Source organism: Halovenus amylolytica (genome assembly GCA_004015825.1).
In the GTDB taxonomy this organism is placed as follows: domain Archaea; phylum Halobacteriota; class Halobacteria; order Halobacteriales; family Haloarculaceae; genus Halovenus; species Halovenus amylolytica.
The window spans coordinates 176,918-190,653 of record ML137215.1 but is presented as its reverse complement, the minus strand read 5'-3'; the positions used below and the strand labels follow the sequence as shown (position 1 = coordinate 190,653).

Sequence of the window (13,736 nt, the reverse complement as noted above, 5' to 3'; positions counted from 1 at the left end):
GTGACGACTCGGCGTCAATTCACGTCTCCATTATCTAGCAGAGTGGGACCAGATTCCCACTGATAGAGATACGAGCGCATACCCCCGCCTTCCCGTGAGTGACGAGTGTTCCGACGCTCTGTCGGAACCGAGGAGCGAACAGGCGGGGGTCAAGCGGACAGCATAGTGTGACAATCCACCGTTCTATTGCAGGGCTGGATTTCCCACTGTTTCCGCAAGATATTTGCCATGACATGAACATAGTGTGTAGCACGGATGAAGACCACACGGCACGCAACCTACAACCTCAACTACCACATAGTGTGGCTCCCGAAGTCTCGCAGAACCGACGGTTCTGCGGATATCGCGGAACAGGGTTCCGCTCAATACCGCAAGGCGGTACTGACGGGAGAGGTTGCCGACCGTGTAGAATCCATCCTCCACGAAATTGCCGACGAGAAAGGCTTGGACATTCAAAACCTGACTGTTCAGCCCGACCACGTTCACCTGTTCGTCAGTAGCCCGCCCAAACACAGCCCATCACTGCTCGCCAACTGGTTCAAGGGCATTTCCTCACGGAAATACAACCACCGCCACGCCGACCACGACGGCGAGAAAATCCGGTGGGCACGCGGCTACTACGCCGGAACAGCCGGGCACGTCTCCAGCGAAACTGTCGAGAACTACATCAACCGACACAAGGAGGCCGAAGCGTGACCGAACTCACGAAAACGCTCGAACTGAAGCTTGTGGACCCGAACGTCCACAAGCGGCAGAAGCTTCGTGAGACACAGGACGCGTACCAGCAGGCACTTCAAGCCGCCTTCGCCGCTGGCTGTGACACACAGTCCGCGGCCAACGACGTGGTTGTTGAGTACGACCTGAGCGGCTACGCGAAAAACGCCCTCAAGAAGTACGTCCCACAACTCTGTGGGAACAGCTACGATGCCGACGAGCTTCACGACGACCACCCGGTGCGGTTCACCAACGAGGGACTACAACTTGACCACCAGCCACAGAACGATATCGAGTGGTACGTCAAAGTCCCGCACCACGAGGATTACCACCTCTGGATTCCGGCACGCGCCAATCCCGAACAGCGGGAGTGGCTCGAAGCGGTGTACGCAGACGACGCCGAGATGGGTGAAAGTCGGCTGTTCGAGCGCGAGGGAACGTGGTATCTCCACATCACCGTTGCCCGCGACGTGGAGGACGAATCTGAGGCGTCCGCCGACGAGCGGACGCCGCCAGACTCGTCTGGCGAGCTCTGTCTCGCTGGGCTCGACAGGACACCGATAGGTGTGGACATTGGAGAAGCGAGTCTCGTCACGGTGTGTCACCGTGACGGCTCTGGTTCTCCGGTTCGCCCCCGCCTGTGGGCCGACGACGGCAAAGCCGTTCGTCGGCTCCGCAAAACCTACTTCACCGCCAAGCGACGCCTTCAGAAGCGCGGCAGTGAGCGAATCGCAGAGTCTTACGGTGACGAACTGTGGGACCAGATTGACGATGTGTTCCACCGTGTGACCCGCGAGGTCGTGGACTACGCCGAGTCTGTCGAGAATCCAGTGTTGGTGCTGGAAGACTTGACGTACATCCGTGAGAACATGGACTACGGCGAGTACATGAATCGGCGGTTGCACGGGTGGGGCTTTGCCAAGCTCCACGCACAGATTCGCTACAAAGCCGCCGAGAAGGGGATTCCCGTCGAGACGGTGAATCCCCGGAACACGTCGAAGGCGTGCCACGCTTGCGGTGAACACGGCTCCCGGCCACGACAGGCAACGTTCAGATGCTCGAACGACGGCTGTTGGGTCGGTGAGTATCAAGCCGATGTAAACGGGGCGATAAACATTGCAGACCGCTACCGTAGTGGAGAGAGTCACCGCCGAAGCGACCGGACTTCCCGGCAGAAGGCCGGTGACGATGTCGAGAAAAATCAAAGATTTTTCGACCGTTGGAAATCTCCGATTTCCAAGAACTCGGCTACGGATGGGGCCTCTTTGACCGGGCCACAAGACAGCCACGCCGATGCTGAAACCCAGCAGACGACGCTTGGAACGTATGCGTCTTGAGACCAACAGGCCGCTACACTCGGCCTGAAATCCCGTGGTGGGATTCCTCCGCGTTCACGCGGAGGAGGAGGTCAATGGAGCGACTGGGCTACGTTCTCTCGACGGAATTTTGATTTCTCAGATGACCGTAAAATGTACTGCGGGGTAGTTTGACTGAACTTTCGAGTTACGACTCGTCAGATAAGAGTAGACTGGTATAATAATCACCACGAGTGAGGGAGCCACTATTTTTTGGGACAAGCTTAGTCTGCAACGGAGGCTCTTGCTCGATCTTTGGCACCGTGACTCCAAATTCTCGAACGGGCGACAAGAATATATAACGGGCGGTCAATCTCGGGGTGAAATAATACTGCCGACAGTATAAGTCGAAATCAAGGAACCCCAGCTCACCGGCGATTTCCGCAACCGCTACTTGCTCAAGACGAACGAGAACACACCACGAAAAATATAATACTCAACCCACACTTCGACTCTGAATATGGTAACAAAGCAACAAGATGTAGCAATATTGGGTGGAGCAGTCTCCGGACTTGCAGCAGCTACAAAGATGAACGAACTTGACCAAATCGATGAGATACGGATATTTGAGCGACAAGAGTATGATAAAAAACGAGTGGATTGTGGTGAGGCAATCAATGATTCAACCCTTATTCCTCTGGCGAAGACCGAGGAAAATGGGTTTCTAAACGATGTTGACGGATTCCAACTTCGAGTCTATACAGGAACGGATCGAAGTTCGAACGAGTTACCCCTGGGTGTCTCTAATTTGCGTTGCGAAGCTGGATATATCTGTGATCGTGATGTTGTCGAGGCCCAGTGGGCGAGCACACTTGCCGACGAAGGTGTTTCATTCGAAACAGGCACCTCAGTAACAGTGAGTGAATACTGGGAAATCGTAAATGACTATGACTATATTATTGATGCTACCGGCCAACCATCACTGACACATAAAGTTCGAGATACCGTTGAGGACTACACAGGCGATATGATTGCGTTAAATGCGACCGTGAGTGGGGATTTTGACGAATATGTGGATCAACCTCGAATTTTCTTTGAAGGTTACGTGGGATATTCGTGGTCCTTTCCAAAATCCAGTCAACATGCCAACGTCGGTATCGGGTGGGCAGGAGAACAGAGACCGGACGATTATATGACCGCTCTCAAGCGAGCAGCAGAACGTAATGGCTTCCCGGTTCCTGACCGACAAGACGTGAATGTATACACGATCCCACGAGGCCCAAGTCTCAATCCAAACGATGTACAGATTCCCGAAGACAATATCTTCTTAGTTGGTGACGCCGCTGGCATTGCAAATAGGTATCAAGGAGAGGGAATCTGCCAAGGAATCCGTTCGGCTTACTTACTTGGTGAACTCATTGCTGATGGGCGCGAGGCAGAGTACTCGGACCGACTGTTTGATGAGATGAAGTCTGAATATCGCTTAGCTCATCTTATGCGTGGTGCTTGGGTTGAACATGAAGATCCAGCGCTACTTGCAGGAGTCGCTGAAGCGCTGGAAGGCCTAACAATTGATGACATCACCCGGCGACCAACGCGCGTTATTAGTCGCATGTTGCGGCATCCCACCATTGCTATGCAGTTAGTATCGGACACGGGCATGATTAAACGGATTATTGACGCCTATACCGACTCTTGGGAATATAGCTCTCTGAAATCGGCATAACCTCAACCAATGTACGAACGATTTGGTCATAACACTCACTGGATTAGTCATCATGTTCAAAATGGACTGTTCGGAGTCTCAAACCCTATGATAGTAGACACATTAAAATTTGCCGCTCTATGGGATCTCATTGCGATTTCGTATACAATTCTGCATTGGACGTCGATTTCGACAACATTCCCTTATGTTTCTGTTCTGGGACTATTCTGGGTGAATATCCCTCCTTATCTAATCTGACTCTACGACGAGCGAGCCCTCCCAGGATTTTCTCATTTATCTGAGTTGATATCTGACCCGGAGGACCGGCATCAATTAGCAAAAAATGCACTGATTTCTTCGCCCAGCATCGATTTTTAAACTCATTATGACGTTACTATCTCCATGCGCTTGGCTGCTGAATTCACTCTCTATCTTGCACTACCTTCTGAACTCATACTCGGTCAGCATGTTTTCCCACCCGTTTTGCATCGCAACAAATCGGCTGTGAACGTTTCGATGACATCCTACGGATTAATTGGACGCCGTCCCGAACACCTTCTGTATCGATGGTCTCCCAGGCCGAAATCGACAGGCTCCGGCTGGAAGCAGACACGATAATGACGCGCTACCAGCAGGTCGAACGAGTACTCGAAGACGCGAAATCCAGTGAGGGCGAGCACTGGGAGACGGGCGAACTCGTCGTCACCCTCGAAACCCCGCAGGGCGAGGAAATCGAACTCACGCTGGATCTCGATGCCGACACCGCGAGCAACGCCCAGGAACGATACGAACGAGCGAAAGAACTCGAAGCTGAACTCGAACGGAAAGAACAGATCGTCGGCCAGCTAGCTCCGCTCCCGGCCGATCCCGTCGCGTACCTGCTCTGCTATCATCTCGACGCTGTCGAAGGAAATTATCCCAGATCGATGGCCGGCCATCTCGACGCAGAGCGCAAGCATGTCGAAAAGCTTTGCAAAGAGATGGAGACTGCGGGGCTGCTCGAACGTGTCGAATCGGGGACGGTCAAACAACGCCGGGTCAAGGCCAAGCAGGCCGACGAGGTGCGCCAGCACCACACCTACTACCGCCTCTGCCGAGAGGGGGATCACTTGCTGCGATTTCTCTCAGACCGCGAGGGGCAACTGAACGTCCTGCGGCATCTCTCCGACGGCCAGCGACTCGTCCGCCGGGTCGCCCGCGGCGGACCGGATTACCCCCGGATGACCGCCGAGGAACTCGAAATGAGCTTCGAGTACGTCCGGCATCTCTACCGGGCGCTCCGGCAAGTCGGCCTCGTCACCGAGTACGAGGGCAGTACGATCAAGGGGACCGAACGCAAGCTGAAACCGAAAGACGAGACCCACCGCAAACACACCTACTACGTCGCGACTGATCGGGCAGAAGAGCTCCTGAAAGAACTGGACGACTGATAGTGAATATTGCGAGTTGTTACCGCCGGGTTCCGATAGAACCGGTCTATCAGGGCCGAAACAGCCTCGGTTTCGCTGCCGTCCTGAAAATTACCGCACTAATCACTATGACGTCAGCACGGACGCTACGGCATCGGGCAGAGACTGGCGGTCAACACGGCTTTCTCCTCGCTCTCGTTGCGAGCACCGTGTGCGACGCCGCGGTCGTTTTTGACCACTCCGGGCGCGCTGATCGTCTCCTCGCTGTCGCCCTGGATGACCGTGACTGTTCCCTCGACGACGTGAAAGACGTTCGTCGAATCCGCGTGTTCGTGGGCGGGCAGCTCTGCGCCGGGGCCGAGCGCGAAGGCTTTCACGAGTACGTCGTCTGAAACCACTACTTCTGTGTCGATTACCTCGCCGGCGTCGGGGTCGAGTGTCTCGTAGAGATCCATACGTCCTGCGTCGGTGCCGTCGCTTATAATACCTGCCGACGGAATGTCGGTTTTCGTTACTGCGGTGTCACGCGAAATAGGGCAGTGTCGCGTGGTTCGACGCCAGCCCATATCTCACCACTCGTTTCGAACTCCGACCCGCTCCAGCAGTCTCGCAGGCGGTAGCTGGCAGCATCGACTGGGGCCGCGGTGTTCGGAACGTGGGTGTGGATGTCGGTTCGCTCTGGGCCACGGTTGAACAGCGCGACGGCGGCTCCGCCATCTGCGAGGCGCTTGCTCCAGACCTCCTCGACACCCTCGCGGCGGTCGGGCGTTCCCTGAATTCCGAGGGGGTCCTGATCGATCGCCAGTAATCGCTCGTTGGTCAGAATCTCGTGTTCGGCCTCACCGAGCGAGCGCAGATCCGTTCCGATCATCAGCGGTGCGCCGAGCAGACACCAGAACGCGAGGTGTGTTCGATTTTCCGCCTCGGTCAGCGGGCGTTCGATATTCGTGGGTTCGTGCTGTGACTGCCCGGATTCGGGGCCGTTACCCACCTGGAGCATATCGGGATCGTTCCAGCCGTGTGGGCCGTGGAAGCCAGCGATATCCAGTTCGGCCATGCGGTCGATGATATCGAGAATTCCAAGCCCGAACTCGTCGTCGTCGGCCTGCCACTTGGCGATGACGTCGTCGGTCGCACGCCACAGTTCGCCGCCGACGTTTCGACCCCACTGCCATGGCTCGTTCGTTCCCCACTCGCAGATACTGTAGACGATCTCCCGGTTGACGTTCTCCAGGGCCTGCCCCATCGCTGCGTAGCGGTCGATCGCATCCCGTCCGTGGTGCTCCCCGCAGTTGTCGTACTTGAGATAATCCACACCCCACGCCGCGAACTGCTCGGCGTGGCGCTGTTCCCGTCCGAGACTCGCTGGATACCCCTGACAGGTGTGCGATCCAGCGGAGGAGTAGAGTCCGAATTTCAGTCCGCGGTCGTGGACGTAGTCGGCGAGTGTCTCGATTCCGCTTGGAAAATCTGTCGGGTCAGCCTGCAGCACCCCGTCGGCTGTCTCATCGGCCATCCAGCAGTCGTCGACGACGAGATACTCGTAGCCTGCATCCCGGAGGTCAGTCTCGACCAGCGCATCCGCAGCGTCTCGAATGTCGTCTTCGGTAACCGCACAGCTGTAGGCGTTCCAGGAGTTCCAGCCAAGCGGCGGTGTTCGTGCTGGCAACGAGTCACTCATAAAAGTGCTTTACCGACCTGGCTCAAAAACACCGTGCTACGACGTGTCCAGCGAGGTCGTCAACTGGTGTTGTGTCTGTATTCCCGTCTGAAACCGGGTCAGAATTTCGGAGAGATGTTCCTGGCAGGCCATGATGCCGACTGCACCGGCGTCGACCGGGATCACCGGCTGTTCGGCGCTGTGGCGAGCGAGCCGACAGGCCGGACAGCTGATGCCGCCGGCCGGCAGGAAATCCAGCAGATCGGACCGTTGCTGTGCAGTCAGTTCACACGCGCTGGAAAACTGGTCGAGATGCTCCTCACAGCCGGCGAGAGGGATCGTCAGTTCGTCGACGAGGAGGAATGAAATGGTCTCTCGTCCTGGCGAGCGCAGTGCTGCCTGGCAGTCATCACACGGAATCGCCGACGCTGGATCGTCCTGATCTGGCTGTCGGCCATCTGGTGGTAGCATGGAAGGAGAGATACCGATGGTACGTGCTCTGGCGGCTAAGATGTTTGGGAAAGGCCCACCCTGACAGCAGTCTTTTGGGTGGCCACGGCAATACTCCGCTGTGTTCGATCTCTCACACCCGATCGAAGACGGGATGCAGACGTTTCCGGGTGATCCGGCTGTCAGCCTCTCCCCGGCAGCGACGTACGACGGCGACGGCTACCGTGTGACCGAACTCGGCTGTGCCAGCCACACTGGCACCCACGTCGACGCTCCTGCCCACACGGAACCAGGCGGAAAATCGCTCGATGCGTTCCCGATCGATCGATTCGTCGTGCAGGCCATCCGGGTCGATTGCCGGGATCTGAGCGTGAGGGAGCCGATTACAGCGGACTTGGTTCCCGAAACAGATGCCGACTGCGTCGTCTTTCAGACTGGCTGGGACGACCACTGGGGTACCGAACAGTATCTCGATCACCCGTATCTCGCCCCCGAGACGGCCCGCCGGTGTGCCGAGTTTGGCTACGATGTCGGGATCGACGCGCTGAACCCCGATCCGACGCCGTCACCGCGGGCCGGCGACGACGAACCGACGGGCTTTCGCGCACACCACGAACTGCTCGGCGACGACTGTCTGATCGTCGAGAACCTTCGGGGACTTTCGCAACTCCCCGCCAGATTCGAGTTGCGCGCCTACCCACTCGCACTCGGTGGCGACGGCGCTCCTGTCCGGGCGGTTGGTGTTCCCCAGGAATAAGCGTGTCAGGCCTCCGTTGCAGCTTCGAGCGCTTCTCTGTGGAAGGCGACGGCCGCCTCACGTCCCAGTTCCGGATAGCCGGGATTGGTGACAGCACCGCTGGAATCGACAGCGGTATCGGCGATCGCAGCGACCCGGTGTGTCGTCGGAATCGACGGGTACGGCCTGACCGAATCGTATCCCGACCTGAACGCCTCACGAAGCAGTTCCGGGTCGGCAACGTACCAGTCCGCCACCAGATACTCGGCTTTGGCTACCGACAGCGACGCCGGCGCGGCAAGCGGCGCCTCCCAGTCCAGGATCGCCGCCACGTCGTCGTCTGCGATCAGTGCGTTTCCGGGGCGGAAATCCCAGGGATAGAGTCGTGCCGTCGGTGTGGCGTCGGTCGGCGGATCGGCGTACAGCTCTCTGCATTCTGTTCGGATCGGTTCGAAGGCCGGTGGCAGTCGGCTGACGACGCGTCGGCCGTACTCCCGGAGCCAGGTTCCCCAGTCCGGCCGCTGGGCTGCGAGTCCCTCTCCAGTCACGACGAGCGTGCCGTAGCTCTCGAAGCTGAACTGGTCGTGCAACTGTGCGAGATAGCTCCCGAATCTACGTACGAGCGCCTGCTGTGTCGCCGCTGGCAGACCGGTAAACCGTGTGTGCAGGTCCTCACCGGGAACGTACGCGGTGAGCATGTACGCGACACCGTCGTGGGTTCCCGAGGCCAGCACCGGCGGTACCGGTACGGTGGTCCGATCCTGTATCTGGGCGAGCAGTGTCGCCTCGCTCCGGAGCCACGTCTGCTCGGTGCACAGTTGCACGACGACCGGATCGTGGTCGGCGAACCGTGCGATCGCAGTCTGCTTTCTGTTGCCACGCTCGATACGCGCTACGTTCTGGACTGGCTCGGCGACCCTCGCCAGAGCCTGCTCGGCACACGCACGAAGTTTCTCGCTCTCGAATGCGCCCTGTAGTTGTTCCCCGGTCATTACTCATCCCCGAGAATCCCCGACAACTCGGCCAGTGACTCGATCACGTACTCGGGGCTGTACGCGCCCGGCTCCTCGTCGGGATCCCGGAGCCAGGCGACAGGTAGCCCGGCGTTGTGTGCACCGGCAACGTCGTATTCCAGTGAGTTACCCACGTACAGCACTCGATCGGCCGGCAGTCCAAGTTCGGCGAGCGCGTGGTCGAAGGCGTCGGTGTGCGGTTTCTGTCGCCCCCGATCAGCGCCGTAGACGATCACGTCGAACAGGTGAGTCAGTTCGAGCGTATCGAGCTTCGGCTGCTGGCGCCGATGTGGTCCGTTCGTTACGACTCCGACCGGGCCGTTCTCGATCGCACTGTCGATGGCCTCTCTGGCCCCGGGCAACAGCCCGACCGCCGTCTCGTCGCTGACGGTCGTGAGCGCCTCCGCAAGTTCGAGTGGGTCGACATCCGTTCGGCCGTGTCGTGCGGCCAGTCGTGCGAAGCCCGCGCCCAGATAGCCGATCCAGTCGTCGTGATCCGGTGGCCCGTCGAGTGCCGCCCACAGCTCTGCTGGCGCACCGAACGGCTCCTCGCCGACACGCTCGAACACCGCCGCGTACATCGCCCCCGTATCCTGCGTTCGCCGGCACAGCGTCCCATCGAGATCGAAGAGGACGGCATCGAAGTCTGACACGGCTCTCAGTTGGCCGGCTGAAACAAAAGCTTCACGCCACTGAAGTTTGGCCTGTCAATTTAGAATATTGTCAATACTTGTGAATAGGTTCGACATCGTCAACGATCTGCGGGGGTTTCGGCCGCCGACGCCCGAGGCAGCGAAGTCGATCAAGCGGGCCCAGACAGAACTGGTAGAGATGGGTGTCGACCGCGTTATCAGAGTCGTCGACGAGGAGACGAGCGATGTCCTCGTCAACGCCTTCGAGCGGCGGTCCCGTGACGCGGGGGACAGCGGTGAGACAGTCGACACGATGGCCGAAGCCGAGACGCGACTGGCAAACGACGAGATCGACGGCTACATCGACTGAGTCGAAGGTGAGTCTCGTCAGTCACGGCCGTGACGCAAGCTATATTCTTCTCAGGGTCCGAGCAACAACTAATGGTTGGTGTCGACGATCTCGATTCGTACGCGGCGCAAAACGATATTCGGCCCGAGGACCCAGCACCGCGACAGCCCGAGGGCGAGCCCGATTTCCAGACCGACGAGCTGTGGATCTGGCAGTTCGATGCCGAGGCGTCGTCTGAGGTACAGGATACCTACGTGGTCGCGAAAGACCCCGACCCGCTGGATTTCCGGATGTGGGTGTTCGCCGGGAAGGGGCCGAATATCCACTTCATCATGCGTGCCTCACACAACTACGGAGTCGAGGAACAGATTCCCGAGGACGACGACTGCTGTGAAGTCCTCATGGACGGTAAATCGTTGCGGGCGAAACACTGCCCGGAACTCGTCGAAGAGACCGTTTCGGAGCTTACCGACGCCGACGTGATCATGCCGAAAGAGCCCGACAGTGACCACGGCGGACCCATCAGCTACTAAGGATCTGGCAACAATCGGATCCCAAACAGAATAACCCGTTAGTCGTTTCTATACCGGTGTCCAGCCACAGACTGTACACTTCGACGCGCCCCGGTCGTGAAGCCCCCCACAGTCGGGGCACTGCTTTTTGTTATAGCTTTCTTCCCATCCCGCGTCACCCGTTTCGTGACCACGCTGCGTGAGAAACTCGTCGAACAGATCGTCTTCAGCCGGTGCCTGGGACATACATGCTATGTTATGACACACCAGTATATAGTTTTTCTGGTATCAGTCGAGTGTTGCCTATTCACACACTAATCGGTATATATCTGAGTTGTCGGGTGATTCGGTGAGGAATTTGTCGTGTCGGTTCCTCTCCGACTGTTGTGTGCTCTCTCTGTCGAGTACACATCTGTAGTTTGTGTATAACTTAATTATGAGTACTGTAGGTGACATGTATGGAGAGACGTACATTCCTGTTGTCTGTCGCAGCCGGGGGGATCGTCGGGCTGGCTGGTTGTTCGGGGGACGGCGAAGAAGACGACTCTGCCGACGGTGGGTCGACTGACGACGACGGATCGGCTGACGACGGATCGGCAGACGGCGGATCGACCGACGACGATACCGGAGGAGCGAGTGACGATGGGGACGACGGAACCGGCCAGGAGTCCCCAACCCTCGGGGAAGTGTTCCAGTGGGAGGAGTCCTTCATTGCAGAGATGACCCTGGAGGGCCAGACAGTGGGTGAGGTAACTATCCGTAGCAACGGTGGAAACTACCGCCAGACGCTCGAAACCGAGGAGGGTACCTTCGAAATCTACAGCGTCGACGGCGACACCTATCTGGTCCAGCAGGGGAGCTGTATCCTGAATCCCGGTGGCCAGGTTCCGGAACCCGACGACAGTATCGACCCGCGGGACGAGGAGGCAGTCACCAGCGGCCAGGACGACATCTCACCGGCGGGCCGGGGTACGATCGACGGCGAGGAGATGTACGTCTACGAGTACACCTCGGAGGGGCAAACTGTTACCCTGTCCGTCAGCGTTCAGACCGGCCACCTCCGACGTGTCGAGTTCGACCAGGGAACGATCGACTACCACTCCTGGGGCGAAGTCGATCCGATCGAGCCACCGGATATGCAGTGCCAGGATATCAGTGGCAGCGGCTCCTGATAGTAGACTCTCAACAACCACTATGGCACAGAAACGTCCGGTATTGGACTTCTGGCGGGCTAGTTGTACTCTCGCCAGCGATTCCCGCACTCCTGACACTTGAAAAACCGGGTCGGTGGTTCGTCGGCGGCACCGGTCTGTTTGATCGTGTACCAGGCCGTGCCGTGGCCACAGTCGTCGCAGGTCACGTCGTTTGCCGTCGGTTTCCCCTCGAAGTTCGCGCCCTCTTCGGTCTCGATCAGTTCGTCACCGGACTGCTCGGTCGTGGTGACAAAATCCTCGGCGTCTCCTTCCTGGGCCGCACTGTGGCCACAGCTATCACAGACCATGACGCCGTCCTGTTTTTTCATCATCGAGCCGCATTCGTCGCAAAATTGCATTGGTCGTATCTCCGCCGACGTAACGGATCAATCTTTCCCGTTCCGGCCATCGCTGCCGGTCAGTCGTCTCTCTTTTCTAGCTTCTCTCGTTCGGTAACGACCGGGCAGTCGACGACACGGACCGTCTCCATATCGAGGAATTCGACGATCTCAGTCCCTTCGTGATTGCAGTGGACTGCCGGCGGTTCCGAGAAGTACTCGCATTGCTCGCAGTAGCTGTGTTTCGAGACGTCTGCGTAGGTCCGATCCTGCACGTCGCCGACCGATCCCCGCGACTGCGCACTCGTCAACTCCTGCCAGACGGTATCGGGATCGATCTGGTCGACATCCATCTCCGCGAACGCGCTGTCGACGCTTCCGAACGGATCTCCCTCACGGTCTGCAGTGCCCTCAAAAGAGAGGGTCTCGCCTGGTTCGGCCGACTCGCGGCGTCCGATTCCGAAGCTCATCTCCGGGTCGTCGTTACCGCCCGGCGTCCCCGGTCGGGGTGCCTCGTGATCGGGGTATTCGTCATTCATCCCGCTCTCGTCCCCGCTATCTGGCTCGGGGTCGAACTCCTCGGGGTCGAACTCGGTATCGGGCGTCGGTGCCGATCGTGTCTCCTCCGCCCCATCGTCCCCTTCGATGTCGAGGCGCTCGAAGGGGTCTCCCTCCCGATCCACGACCGACTCGTCGAGTTTCTCGAAGGGATCGCCGCGGCGTTGCTCGGAGTCGTCGTCTGGATTCTCACTCATCTATCCTCACCGGATTCGAGCTGTGAGGCAGTCAGCAGGGTGGGGCTCCCGAACCAGCCACTGGACGGTTCGACGTTCGACACCGTCGCATCACAGTGTGGGCAGGTGGGGTCGGTCAGCAGCGAAATCGTCACGGCGTCGCCACAGTTCTCGCAGTTGGCTCGCTCGATGTTCGCCTTCGCTGCAGCCCGTTTGATCCGCTCGACTGTCTCGAGCCCGCCTTTGGACTCGTAGGCGTCCCGTAGATCGCTGACTACCCAGGCGACAGTTTGCATCCGCTCCTGGAGCTGCCCGAGTCGGCTGTCGACGTCCTCGAGCGCGTCCTCGTGTTCCGGGACGTGCTCGTCGAACTCCGTCCGGAGATCGTCGAGTTCGACCTCCATCTCCGCGAGCTGGGCCGAAAGCTCGTCGATCTCCGATAGCTCCTCGTGGGTGTGATCCGCCGGGGCCTTCTTGTCGGTCTCTTTTTTGATCTGGACGACGCGCTCGCGGACGTCGGTGATCTTCCCGTCGAACTCGGCTTCGACCGAGTCGATCCGGTTCGTGAGTCGACGCTGGACGGTGTTCGTCGCCTCCGAAACCTGCCCCGCCAGCGCCTCTTCGACAACGTTGTGGACTTCTGCCTGGATCTTTTCTTCCAGTTCTTCGGCGGAAGGACCGGCGATCTGGCCGTCGATGGCCGCTGGAAGCTGGTCCGAGAGTTCGGTTTCGACGGCCTCCGAGACGACCCCCTCTCCGAGGAGAAACTCCAGTCCAGCGTCGTCGTCGAGTTCGCTCGCGGTCCGGTAGGACGCCAGCAACTGGACGACGAGTTTCTCACGGTCGAGATCGGGCTGTTCGTCGAGCCACTCGCCGAGTTCACTGGGCAGTCTGATCGACACCGTCTGCTCTGAACTCGACTCGCTCGCCATTGTCGGCTATTTTACCACGACGTAGTTAAGCGTTTGCCGCTAATTTCAGCTTTCGATAGCAGTT

The 13,736-nt window shown here is 58.6% G+C and carries 17 protein-coding genes; 8 read left to right on the top strand and 9 right to left on the bottom strand.

Translation table 11 applies throughout. The annotated features are described in order from the left end of the window. The first annotated feature begins 255 nt into the window (after positions 1-255). The 4 genes from tnpA to EOW68_RS00890 all read left to right on the top strand — a co-directional run bounded on the left by tnpA (position 256) and on the right by EOW68_RS00890 (position 5,144). A complete protein-coding gene (gene tnpA / locus EOW68_RS00905; RefSeq protein ID WP_128223293.1) occupies positions 256-696 on the top strand; it encodes an IS200/IS605 family transposase in 441 nt (146 codons plus the stop codon). After that, entirely contained in the window at positions 693-2,051 is a 1,359-nt protein-coding gene (locus tag EOW68_RS00900) for an RNA-guided endonuclease InsQ/TnpB family protein (protein ID WP_128223292.1), read from the top strand. The genes tnpA and EOW68_RS00900 overlap by 4 nt, the downstream gene beginning before the upstream one ends. 478 nt (positions 2,052-2,529) lie before the next feature. Next, positions 2,530-3,735, top strand: coding sequence for an NAD(P)/FAD-dependent oxidoreductase (locus EOW68_RS00895; RefSeq protein WP_128223291.1), 1,206 nt, complete (start codon positions 2,530-2,532; stop codon positions 3,733-3,735). A gap of 545 nt (positions 3,736-4,280) precedes the next feature. Further along, the gene (locus tag EOW68_RS00890) at positions 4,281-5,144 is read left to right on the top strand and encodes a DUF2250 domain-containing protein (protein WP_128223290.1); all 864 of its coding nucleotides are present in this window, start codon (positions 4,281-4,283) and stop codon (positions 5,142-5,144) included. Positions 5,145-5,269: 125 nt separating this feature from the next. Here EOW68_RS00890 and EOW68_RS00885 read toward each other — a convergent pair whose 3' ends face one another. Genes EOW68_RS00885 through EOW68_RS00875 form a run of 3 tightly spaced genes read right to left on the bottom strand, consistent with a single transcriptional unit; the run spans position 5,270 to position 7,254 of the window. Next, positions 5,270-5,578 carry a cupin domain-containing protein gene (locus tag EOW68_RS00885; RefSeq protein ID WP_128223289.1) on the bottom strand — a complete coding sequence of 103 codons (309 nt, stop codon included), beginning with the start codon at positions 5,576-5,578 and terminating at the stop codon, positions 5,270-5,272. Positions 5,579-5,634: 56 nt separating this feature from the next. After that, positions 5,635-6,804, bottom strand: coding sequence for a glycoside hydrolase family 27 protein (locus EOW68_RS00880; protein ID WP_128223288.1), 1,170 nt, complete (start codon positions 6,802-6,804; stop codon positions 5,635-5,637). 36 nt (positions 6,805-6,840) lie between these two features. Then, on the bottom strand, positions 6,841-7,254 hold the full coding sequence (locus EOW68_RS00875) for a hypothetical protein (protein ID WP_128223287.1): 414 nt from the start codon (positions 7,252-7,254) through the stop codon (positions 6,841-6,843). Between the two features lie 100 nt (positions 7,255-7,354). Between EOW68_RS00875 and EOW68_RS00870 the strand changes: the two genes are divergently transcribed. Beyond that, positions 7,355-7,990, top strand: a complete 636-nt coding sequence (locus tag EOW68_RS00870; RefSeq protein ID WP_128223286.1) for a cyclase family protein — start codon at positions 7,355-7,357, stop codon at positions 7,988-7,990. Between the two features lie 5 nt (positions 7,991-7,995). Here the strand turns inward: EOW68_RS00870 and EOW68_RS00865 are convergent, their stop codons facing one another. Both EOW68_RS00865 and EOW68_RS00860 read right to left on the bottom strand, forming a co-directional pair. After that, a complete protein-coding gene (locus tag EOW68_RS00865; RefSeq protein ID WP_128223285.1) occupies positions 7,996-8,961 on the bottom strand; it encodes a phosphotransferase family protein in 966 nt (321 codons plus the stop codon). Further along, entirely contained in the window at positions 8,961-9,635 is a 675-nt protein-coding gene (locus EOW68_RS00860) for an HAD family hydrolase (RefSeq protein ID WP_128223284.1), read from the bottom strand. Before EOW68_RS00860 ends, EOW68_RS00865 begins: the two co-directional genes overlap by 1 nt. Positions 9,636-9,714: 79 nt before the next feature. On the opposite strand from EOW68_RS00860, the gene EOW68_RS00855 reads away from it, so the two are divergent. Together EOW68_RS00855 and EOW68_RS00850 are read left to right on the top strand one after the other, a co-directional pair. Then, the gene (locus EOW68_RS00855) at positions 9,715-9,984 is read left to right on the top strand and encodes a hypothetical protein (RefSeq protein WP_128223283.1); all 270 of its coding nucleotides are present in this window, start codon (positions 9,715-9,717) and stop codon (positions 9,982-9,984) included. Between the two features lie 71 nt (positions 9,985-10,055). After that, a complete protein-coding gene (locus EOW68_RS00850) occupies positions 10,056-10,496 on the top strand; it encodes a hypothetical protein (protein WP_128223282.1) in 441 nt (146 codons plus the stop codon). A gap of 48 nt (positions 10,497-10,544) precedes the next feature. Here the strand turns inward: EOW68_RS00850 and EOW68_RS18355 are convergent, their stop codons facing one another. Further along, complete coding sequence (locus EOW68_RS18355) at positions 10,545-10,721, bottom strand: HVO_0416 family zinc finger protein (protein ID WP_431358681.1); 177 nt, start codon at positions 10,719-10,721, stop codon at positions 10,545-10,547. A gap of 212 nt (positions 10,722-10,933) precedes the next feature. On the opposite strand from EOW68_RS18355, the gene EOW68_RS00845 reads away from it, so the two are divergent. Further along, a complete protein-coding gene (locus tag EOW68_RS00845) occupies positions 10,934-11,647 on the top strand; it encodes a hypothetical protein (protein WP_128223281.1) in 714 nt (237 codons plus the stop codon). Between the two features lie 59 nt (positions 11,648-11,706). Here EOW68_RS00845 and EOW68_RS00840 read toward each other — a convergent pair whose 3' ends face one another. Genes EOW68_RS00840 through EOW68_RS00830 form a run of 3 tightly spaced genes read right to left on the bottom strand, consistent with a single transcriptional unit; the run spans position 11,707 to position 13,672 of the window. Further along, positions 11,707-12,027 carry a transcription factor S gene (locus EOW68_RS00840; protein ID WP_128223280.1) on the bottom strand — a complete coding sequence of 107 codons (321 nt, stop codon included), beginning with the start codon at positions 12,025-12,027 and terminating at the stop codon, positions 11,707-11,709. A gap of 59 nt (positions 12,028-12,086) precedes the next feature. After that, positions 12,087-12,761, bottom strand: a complete 675-nt coding sequence (locus EOW68_RS00835; RefSeq protein WP_128223279.1) for a DUF8135 domain-containing protein — start codon at positions 12,759-12,761, stop codon at positions 12,087-12,089. Then, positions 12,758-13,672: a magnesium transporter CorA family protein gene (locus EOW68_RS00830; protein WP_128223278.1), complete on the bottom strand. Its 915-nt coding sequence runs from the start codon at positions 13,670-13,672 to the stop codon at positions 12,758-12,760. The genes EOW68_RS00835 and EOW68_RS00830 overlap by 4 nt, the downstream gene beginning before the upstream one ends. Positions 13,673-13,736 lie beyond the last annotated feature (64 nt).

What these genes read in the sequence shown, in the direction of transcription:
- EOW68_RS00895 (WP_128223291.1), top strand. Translation starts at nt 2,530, where the DNA reads ATGGTAACAAAGCAACAAGATGTAGCAATATTGGGTGGAGCAGTCTCC.
- EOW68_RS00890 (WP_128223290.1), top strand. Translation starts at nt 4,281, where the DNA reads ATGGTCTCCCAGGCCGAAATCGACAGGCTCCGGCTGGAAGCAGACACG.
- EOW68_RS00835 (WP_128223279.1), bottom strand. Translation starts at nt 12,761, where the DNA reads ATGAGTGAGAATCCAGACGACGACTCCGAGCAACGCCGCGGCGATCCC.
- EOW68_RS00875 (WP_128223287.1), bottom strand. Translation starts at nt 7,254, where the DNA reads ATGCTACCACCAGATGGCCGACAGCCAGATCAGGACGATCCAGCGTCG.
- EOW68_RS00845 (WP_128223281.1), top strand. Translation starts at nt 10,934, where the DNA reads ATGGAGAGACGTACATTCCTGTTGTCTGTCGCAGCCGGGGGGATCGTC.
- EOW68_RS00850 (WP_128223282.1), top strand. Translation starts at nt 10,056, where the DNA reads ATGGTTGGTGTCGACGATCTCGATTCGTACGCGGCGCAAAACGATATT.
- tnpA (WP_128223293.1), top strand. Translation starts at nt 256, where the DNA reads ATGAAGACCACACGGCACGCAACCTACAACCTCAACTACCACATAGTG.
- EOW68_RS00865 (WP_128223285.1), bottom strand. Translation starts at nt 8,961, where the DNA reads ATGACCGGGGAACAACTACAGGGCGCATTCGAGAGCGAGAAACTTCGT.
- EOW68_RS00880 (WP_128223288.1), bottom strand. Translation starts at nt 6,804, where the DNA reads ATGAGTGACTCGTTGCCAGCACGAACACCGCCGCTTGGCTGGAACTCC.
- EOW68_RS00830 (WP_128223278.1), bottom strand. Translation starts at nt 13,672, where the DNA reads ATGGCGAGCGAGTCGAGTTCAGAGCAGACGGTGTCGATCAGACTGCCC.
- EOW68_RS18355 (WP_431358681.1), bottom strand. Translation starts at nt 10,721, where the DNA reads ATGTCCCAGGCACCGGCTGAAGACGATCTGTTCGACGAGTTTCTCACG.
- EOW68_RS00885 (WP_128223289.1), bottom strand. Translation starts at nt 5,578, where the DNA reads ATGGATCTCTACGAGACACTCGACCCCGACGCCGGCGAGGTAATCGAC.
- EOW68_RS00840 (WP_128223280.1), bottom strand. Translation starts at nt 12,027, where the DNA reads ATGCAATTTTGCGACGAATGCGGCTCGATGATGAAAAAACAGGACGGC.